The sequence below is a fragment of the Pseudoalteromonas ostreae genome (assembly GCF_018069805.1).
In the GTDB taxonomy this organism is placed as follows: Bacteria; Pseudomonadota; Gammaproteobacteria; order Enterobacterales; family Alteromonadaceae; genus Pseudoalteromonas; species Pseudoalteromonas ostreae.
In genome coordinates this window covers 47,693-53,727 of the sequence record NZ_JAGPYN010000029.1, presented here as the reverse complement: position 1 = coordinate 53,727, position 6,035 = coordinate 47,693, and the positions used below count along the sequence as shown (strand labels likewise).

Annotated in this window: 7 protein-coding genes; 2 read left to right on the top strand and 5 right to left on the bottom strand. The window is 38.7% G+C overall.

Going from position 1 to position 6,035, the window contains the following annotated elements; genetic code table 11:
• Positions 1-264 precede the first annotated feature (264 nt).
• The gene (locus tag J7338_RS18280) at positions 265-744 is read left to right on the top strand and encodes an RNA recognition motif domain-containing protein (RefSeq protein ID WP_210798384.1); all 480 of its coding nucleotides are present in this window, start codon (positions 265-267) and stop codon (positions 742-744) included.
• On the opposite strand, the gene murI is transcribed toward J7338_RS18280, so the two are convergent.
• Together murI and J7338_RS18270 are read right to left on the bottom strand one after the other, a co-directional pair.
• Positions 707-1,522 carry a glutamate racemase gene (murI, locus tag J7338_RS18275; protein WP_210798383.1) on the bottom strand — a complete coding sequence of 272 codons (816 nt, stop codon included), beginning with the start codon at positions 1,520-1,522 and terminating at the stop codon, positions 707-709. The two genes, J7338_RS18280 and murI, sit on opposite strands and share 38 nt — an antisense overlap.
• Before the next feature lie 63 nt (positions 1,523-1,585).
• Positions 1,586-2,707: a DUF5610 domain-containing protein gene (locus tag J7338_RS18270; RefSeq protein WP_210798382.1), complete on the bottom strand. Its 1,122-nt coding sequence runs from the start codon at positions 2,705-2,707 to the stop codon at positions 1,586-1,588.
• A gap of 384 nt (positions 2,708-3,091) precedes the next feature.
• On the opposite strand from J7338_RS18270, the gene trmA reads away from it, so the two are divergent.
• Positions 3,092-4,192, top strand: coding sequence for a tRNA (uridine(54)-C5)-methyltransferase TrmA (gene trmA, locus J7338_RS18265; RefSeq protein WP_145242801.1), 1,101 nt, complete (start codon positions 3,092-3,094; stop codon positions 4,190-4,192).
• A gap of 5 nt (positions 4,193-4,197) precedes the next feature.
• Here trmA and J7338_RS18260 read toward each other — a convergent pair whose 3' ends face one another.
• The 3 genes from J7338_RS18260 to J7338_RS18250 all read right to left on the bottom strand — a co-directional run bounded on the left by J7338_RS18260 (position 4,198) and on the right by J7338_RS18250 (position 6,007).
• On the bottom strand, positions 4,198-4,647 hold the full coding sequence (locus tag J7338_RS18260) for a 2-thiouracil desulfurase family protein (RefSeq protein WP_210798381.1): 450 nt from the start codon (positions 4,645-4,647) through the stop codon (positions 4,198-4,200).
• Positions 4,648-4,710: 63 nt separating this feature from the next.
• Complete coding sequence (locus tag J7338_RS18255) at positions 4,711-5,349, bottom strand: thiol:disulfide interchange protein DsbA/DsbL (protein ID WP_145242797.1); 639 nt, start codon at positions 5,347-5,349, stop codon at positions 4,711-4,713.
• A gap of 34 nt (positions 5,350-5,383) precedes the next feature.
• Positions 5,384-6,007, bottom strand: coding sequence for a thiol:disulfide interchange protein DsbA/DsbL (locus tag J7338_RS18250; RefSeq protein ID WP_210798380.1), 624 nt, complete (start codon positions 6,005-6,007; stop codon positions 5,384-5,386).
• Positions 6,008-6,035 lie beyond the last annotated feature (28 nt).

The following is a 6,035-nucleotide window of genomic DNA, read 5'->3' as shown; positions in this document are numbered from 1 at the left end:
TGCGTTGGCGTTTCCCGTCTCAGTGGGGTCGCATTATAGGGAGATCCAAAAACAGATCAACACTTTTTTTCAATCTTTTTACCATTCGCTCAAAAAGCATGCAAAACGTTTCAAAAGAACACTCAATCGATGCTTTTTCGAGTCTTTTTTGATGTAAATTAAATTATTTCGCATAAATATCATTGCTATGTTCATTTATCGCGTTAAGATAGCAAGCTCACAATGTTAAATTAATGTTTATTTCCTGTTTATTGGTAGATCAAAATGAAATTACCCGATCAAAAATCTCTTATCTCTTCAGTTATCCTTGCTGTTATTGGTTTCGTTATAGTTAATTTTGCGCTTTCGGGCCTACAATTAAGTCCTGCACTGTTATTTGGTGCAGGTTTATTAATTGGTGGTGTAGTTATAGCTGCAATGTCATCTGGCGATGTAGAAGAAGCCGAAGTAAAAACAAAAACACTTTATGTGGGCAATCTTCCTTATCGTGCAAATGAAGGTGTAGTTCGCGCTTTATTTGAAGAACAAGGTAAAGTGTTTAATGTACGCTTATTAAAGGATAAAAATACTGGCAAACGTCGTGGCTTTGGCTTTGTTGAAATGGCAGAGCTGGATGCTGATAATGCTATTGCAAAATTAAACGATAGCGAGTTTCAACAACGTACATTAAAAGTTCGTGAAGCAAAACAAAAACAAGATGATGAATCTAACTCTTTTCGTTCTGAGTCGGATCGATCAACGTAACTAGCTCCACCGGTTGCTCATCAATATAAATAGAAGCCGTTGCGTAATAATGTAACGGCTTTTTTTCACCTTTACAATTAGCGTCAAGCTTATTACTCCAACCTGTATTATGTTCTGTGAGTATTGCACACACCCGTTTGGCTATTGCTACGCCGGAATCAAGTAATAATACAGCGCTATTAAAATACTCATTCAAACCTTTTGCCAAAATTGGGAAATGCGTACAACCCAACACGACTACATCCACTCTATTATCAATAACGAGACTATCGAGCTCTGCAACTAGCTTGTCTTGGATAATCTTTTTACTTTGATATGTTTGCTCTGCCAACGTTACAAGCTCAACACTCGCATATAAATGTACTGTGACAGCTTGACCATACTGGCTTATCAACTGTTGTGTATAACTACTTTTTACTGTTGCTGGTGTGGCCAATAAGGCAACATGCTGTGACTTAGATAATAAAGCGGCGGGTTTAATTGCAGGTACTACACCGACGATCGGTATCGTGGTTAATTCGCGAAGCGCGCTCAGTGCTGAAGTAGATGCGGTATTACAAGCAATAACTAACACATCAACGTGTAATTGTTGTGTTTCTATAAAAATTAATAATCCGGTGAGGCGCTGAATTATGGTTTGTTGACTCAGCTTTCCATAAGGTAGGTAGGCGTTATCCATAAAATAACTATAACGGCCATCAGGTATGTATTGCTGAATATGCTTCAGCACTGTGGTACCACCAATGCCCGAATCAAAAACCATGATATGAGGTGACAAACAACTCGCTCCTTATGATAACTAAGCTGAGCAGTTTGCCACGCGGTGTACTGAAAATAAAGCTTATGCTTCACTCTCTAGCGCTGCTGAGCGCAATTTATTCATTTGCTCAAACATTGATTTTGTATAGTCGACTAATTTGCCTATTTCCTCTTGGTCTTGATTTAACCATTGTAAAATGCCTGACAGTTCATTTTGCAAACCAAGATCACCCGCTTTTTTAAAGGCATTTTTTAGATCGTCATTAAATGGAGCTATTTTTTCAGCCACAGCTTTCTCTGGTGTTGGTTTATTCTCTTCATAGCCTTTTATTGCTGCAAACGTTTTAGTTTGCTTTAAGTCCATTGAAAACGCGACTAGCTGTTCGTTGCCTAAGTTGAGCTCTTGTGCTTGTTCAAAGGCTTGTTCCAAATCACCACCAAAAAATGTTTTACTAACATTTTGCAAGTCTTCCATCATTGCATTTATAGCCTTTTGTTCATCTTCGTTTAAATCACCATTTACTGACATGCTAAATGATAATTCCCGGGATTGTGATGATGCACTGGCATAGCCTTCATTTTGACCATTACGCTGATAACTACTGGCTGATTGCTGTTTAAATGCATCAGCAAAACTAATACTCACTTCGTCACCTTCTGCAGTGGTGAAGTTATACTGAGCATTATTACTTAAACTTAAATACTGTGCTTGAGTAACACTGACAGAATCCGGCTTAGGGTTAAATAAATCCTCTTCAAACTCATCCAGGCCATTAAAAATACCTTCTTTGGATTTTTCTATGCCCTGCTCAATTTCGTCGTTTAGAATACCGGTATCTTTTAATTCACCATAGGCATCATCAATACCTGTTTGCACACCTTTGCGTGCATCACTAAGCATACCTTTGAGTTTTTCATTATCGGCTCCATTGGCTTGCGCCTTCTTAACGGCACCAGTTACAAAGTCCAAAACGTTTTTGACTATTTCTTCAAAATCAAAGAGTGGCTTGTCTTTTTTCTCTTCCGCGACAGGTAAGCCTAAGGCCTCAGCCATTTTGTCACCTAACACTTTTGCTGCTAATTCTTTACCACGTTGCTGGTAACTATCTTGAGGCGACTGTATTGTAGGTTGCTGTAATGCAGCTTTGTTACTGTATTTATTGACGTTGTTGTTTGGAACAAAGCCAAAGTTGCCAATTTTCATGATCCGACTCCTATGTTTGCTTACTTAAGTATCGGCACAAAAATAAATAACTAAAGTGAAATGTACAAAAAAACAGCATTTACTATTACTCAAAATTAGGGGCTGTTGACCTTTAAGGATTAAAATTTGTTCAACCTCGGGGCGATTTAATCGCGGCGCGAGATTTGTAACCTAGTGGGCTAAGTAAAAATTGAGCAAAGCTTCCGCGTCCTGCTCACGCCCCTTACTTACATCCATGTAAGTAACAAAGAGTTAATCGCCCCTAGGCAGAACCCTTCGGGCAGCTGCAAAATTAACCTAGAAAGATAAACAGACCCTAGACAAATAATCCCTGCCCCCTACAATAGCGCCGATAAACAGCATAATGATATAAGGTAGTAGGTAATGGCGGTTATAAAGATCGATACAACAGGATACGACGCACAGTTAAATGAAAAAGAGCAACGTATCATTGCGCAATTCCAACGCTTTGGTGTTGAACAATTAGAAGTCTTTGCCTCTGAGCCAATTCATTACCGTCAACGCGCTGAATTTAGAGTATGGCACGATGGCGATGAGTTATTCCACATTATGTTTGATCAAGCCACCAAAGATAAAATCAGAGTCGATGTGTTTGACCCTGCAGCGCCGCTAATTGGGGAAGTAATGCAGGCAATGATCGATAATCTTAAAGGCTGTGAAGTCTTGCGTCGTAAATTATTCCAAATAGATTATCTTTCTAGTTTAAGCGGTGAGATTTTAGTGAGTCTGCTTTATCACAAACCACTCGACGAAGAATGGCTAGCAGCTATCAAGTCACTAAAAGAATCATTGAGTGAGCGCTTTAAAATTGATTTTATTGGTCGTGCTCGCAAACAAAAAGAAGTACTCGGTGATGATTTTGTTACTGAGCGTTTAACAGTTAATGGCCAGCAACTTATTTACCAACAAGTTGAAAACAGCTTTACGCAGCCAAATGCTAAAGTAAATATTAAGATGCTGGAGTGGGCACAAGACTTATGTAAACCACTAAAAAATGATTTACTAGAGCTCTATTGTGGTAACGGTAACTTTTCAATTGCCTTAGCTGGTTCGTTTAATCGTGTATTAGCAACCGAAATCTCTAAATCGTCAGTACACTCGGCGCAGTATAATATTGCTAAAAATAACGTAACTAACTTAGATATCATTCGTATGTCGAGCGAAGAGTTTACTCAAGCTATGAAAGGCGAACGAACCTTCTCACGTTTAGAAGGGATTGACTTAAGCAGCTATGATTGCCAGACCATTTTAGTTGATCCGCCGCGCGCAGGCATGGATACACTAACATGTGATTTGGTGGCTAACTACGAGAGTATTATTTATATCTCATGTAACCCTGATACGCTAGAGCGTGATTTAGAGCACCTAACTCGCACTCATGAAGTCAAACGGTTTGCTATTTTTGACCAATTTCCATATACCCACCACATTGAATCAGGGGTATTTTTGCAACGTAAATTGTAAAGTCTTTATGCCAGTGCTTTTACTAGCGCTGGCATTTGCTGCTCACTAAAGACTTTAATACCATTCTTTTCTAATAGCGAAGCCGTTAATCCCATTCCAACCACCTTAATACCACTGTGCGAGCCATCGTAAATTGTATTACGACCACAAGAAGGACTTGATTCCTTTAATAGCGCAAAACGAATATTGTATTGTTGGCAAAGGCGTAATGCTTGTTTTGCACCTAGCTGAAATTCCGGTGTCACATCATCACCAGTATTGGTAATCACTTTACCGTTGACGATTTCAGCAGGATCTCTAGGTGTGGATAAACCAGCAGCAATCTCAGGACAAAAAGCGACAATACGTCCCTGCTGCTGCCATGCGATAAGCTGAGGATGGAGTAACTGTTGTCCGCTACCATCGTAGCGCACGGGAGCACCAAGTAAGCAACTTGAAACCAGTATTTTATGCATTTCTTACCACCTGTAACAAAAAAGCTCCGCGTACGGAGCTTTTACAATAAACACTAAACAGCTCTATTTAGCAGCTAAGTAATTAATCAATTTGCTAATATCTTCAGGCTCAGTAATACCTGATTCACGACCTAGGTTAAGCTTATATTTACCATTTACGATAAATGTTGGTACGCCACGCAGTGCCCCCTTATCTTTATAGTAATCTTGGTCACGCTTCATTTTTGAACTCATAGTGCGTACTGAAAAACTTTTATACAGTTTATCAAACTTATCACCGTCAACACCTTGCGCGACAAATACATCTTTAACATCAGCTAATTCATTAAACTTAGCACGTTTAACGTGAACATGATTAAACATAGCTGCAATAATGGCATCTTTTTGTGGTAGTACTTCAGCTGTTGCAAGTGCCTGTGAAATCATTTGTTGATTTTCAGGATCACGCACACCAACAAAATCGACATGGCTCTTTTTAAACTCAATACTTGTATCAAGTTTAGGTTTAACCTCAACTAATAGAGCTTCGTAGTTATTACACGCTGGACAATAAAATGAGAAAAACTCTTTTACCTCTGGCTTTTTACTAGCGCGCTCAGATACTACATCATAATGCACACCTTCTTCATAAGTTGTTGGTGCTGCATTCGCGGCTAATGGTAATAAAAGTGCCAGCAATCCTGCTTTAACTAATTTGATCATCGGTAAAAACTCCAAAAATTATTGTTTTAATAGCTTATTGTTGTAATAAAAAGGCAACTAACTCATCAAGCTGCTCTTGGCTCTTGATGGTATTGATATTGATTTTGTATTTATCATTAACGATAAACGTTGGTACACCGGTTAAGGCTCCCATTTGTGAAAACTTATTTTGCTTGTCTTGCATGGCTTTTTCCGCCGCAATCACAGGCATGCTGGCAATATCTTTATCAAAGGTATCGTTATCAATACCATTAACTGCAAGTAATGCTTTGACGTCTTTAATGTTATTGAGTGGAGCACGTTTTATATGAATGCTGTCAAACATTTGATCTGCAACTTGCTCACCTTTGTTATGCTGTTTAGCGATGATATATGCATAGCTCAAATTACTTTGCACTTCTGGCGATAAACCACCTAAAAAGTTGACATGGTTTTTTACAAACTCAGTACCTGCAGGCAAGCTTTTTTCCATTGCTTTAGCTACAGCTTCAAACTTAAAACAGTGCGGGCAATAAAATGAAAAGAACTCTGTTACTTGTGGGGTTTTACTTTTTTCAATTTTTAGTACGTCATAGTGCTCACCAGCTTTAAAATCTGCGGCCATCGCAGCAAAAGGTAGGCATAGCAGTAGTAAACTCAATTTTAGTTTGTTAAGCATTGGACTCTCGTTTCAGATATTTTTAATA

What these genes read in the sequence shown, in the direction of transcription:
- J7338_RS18280 (WP_210798384.1), top strand. Translation starts at nt 265, where the DNA reads ATGAAATTACCCGATCAAAAATCTCTTATCTCTTCAGTTATCCTTGCT.
- J7338_RS18270 (WP_210798382.1), bottom strand. Translation starts at nt 2,707, where the DNA reads ATGAAAATTGGCAACTTTGGCTTTGTTCCAAACAACAACGTCAATAAA.
- trmA (WP_145242801.1), top strand. Translation starts at nt 3,092, where the DNA reads ATGGCGGTTATAAAGATCGATACAACAGGATACGACGCACAGTTAAAT.
- J7338_RS18260 (WP_210798381.1), bottom strand. Translation starts at nt 4,647, where the DNA reads ATGCATAAAATACTGGTTTCAAGTTGCTTACTTGGTGCTCCCGTGCGC.
- J7338_RS18255 (WP_145242797.1), bottom strand. Translation starts at nt 5,349, where the DNA reads ATGATCAAATTAGTTAAAGCAGGATTGCTGGCACTTTTATTACCATTA.
- J7338_RS18250 (WP_210798380.1), bottom strand. Translation starts at nt 6,007, where the DNA reads ATGCTTAACAAACTAAAATTGAGTTTACTACTGCTATGCCTACCTTTT.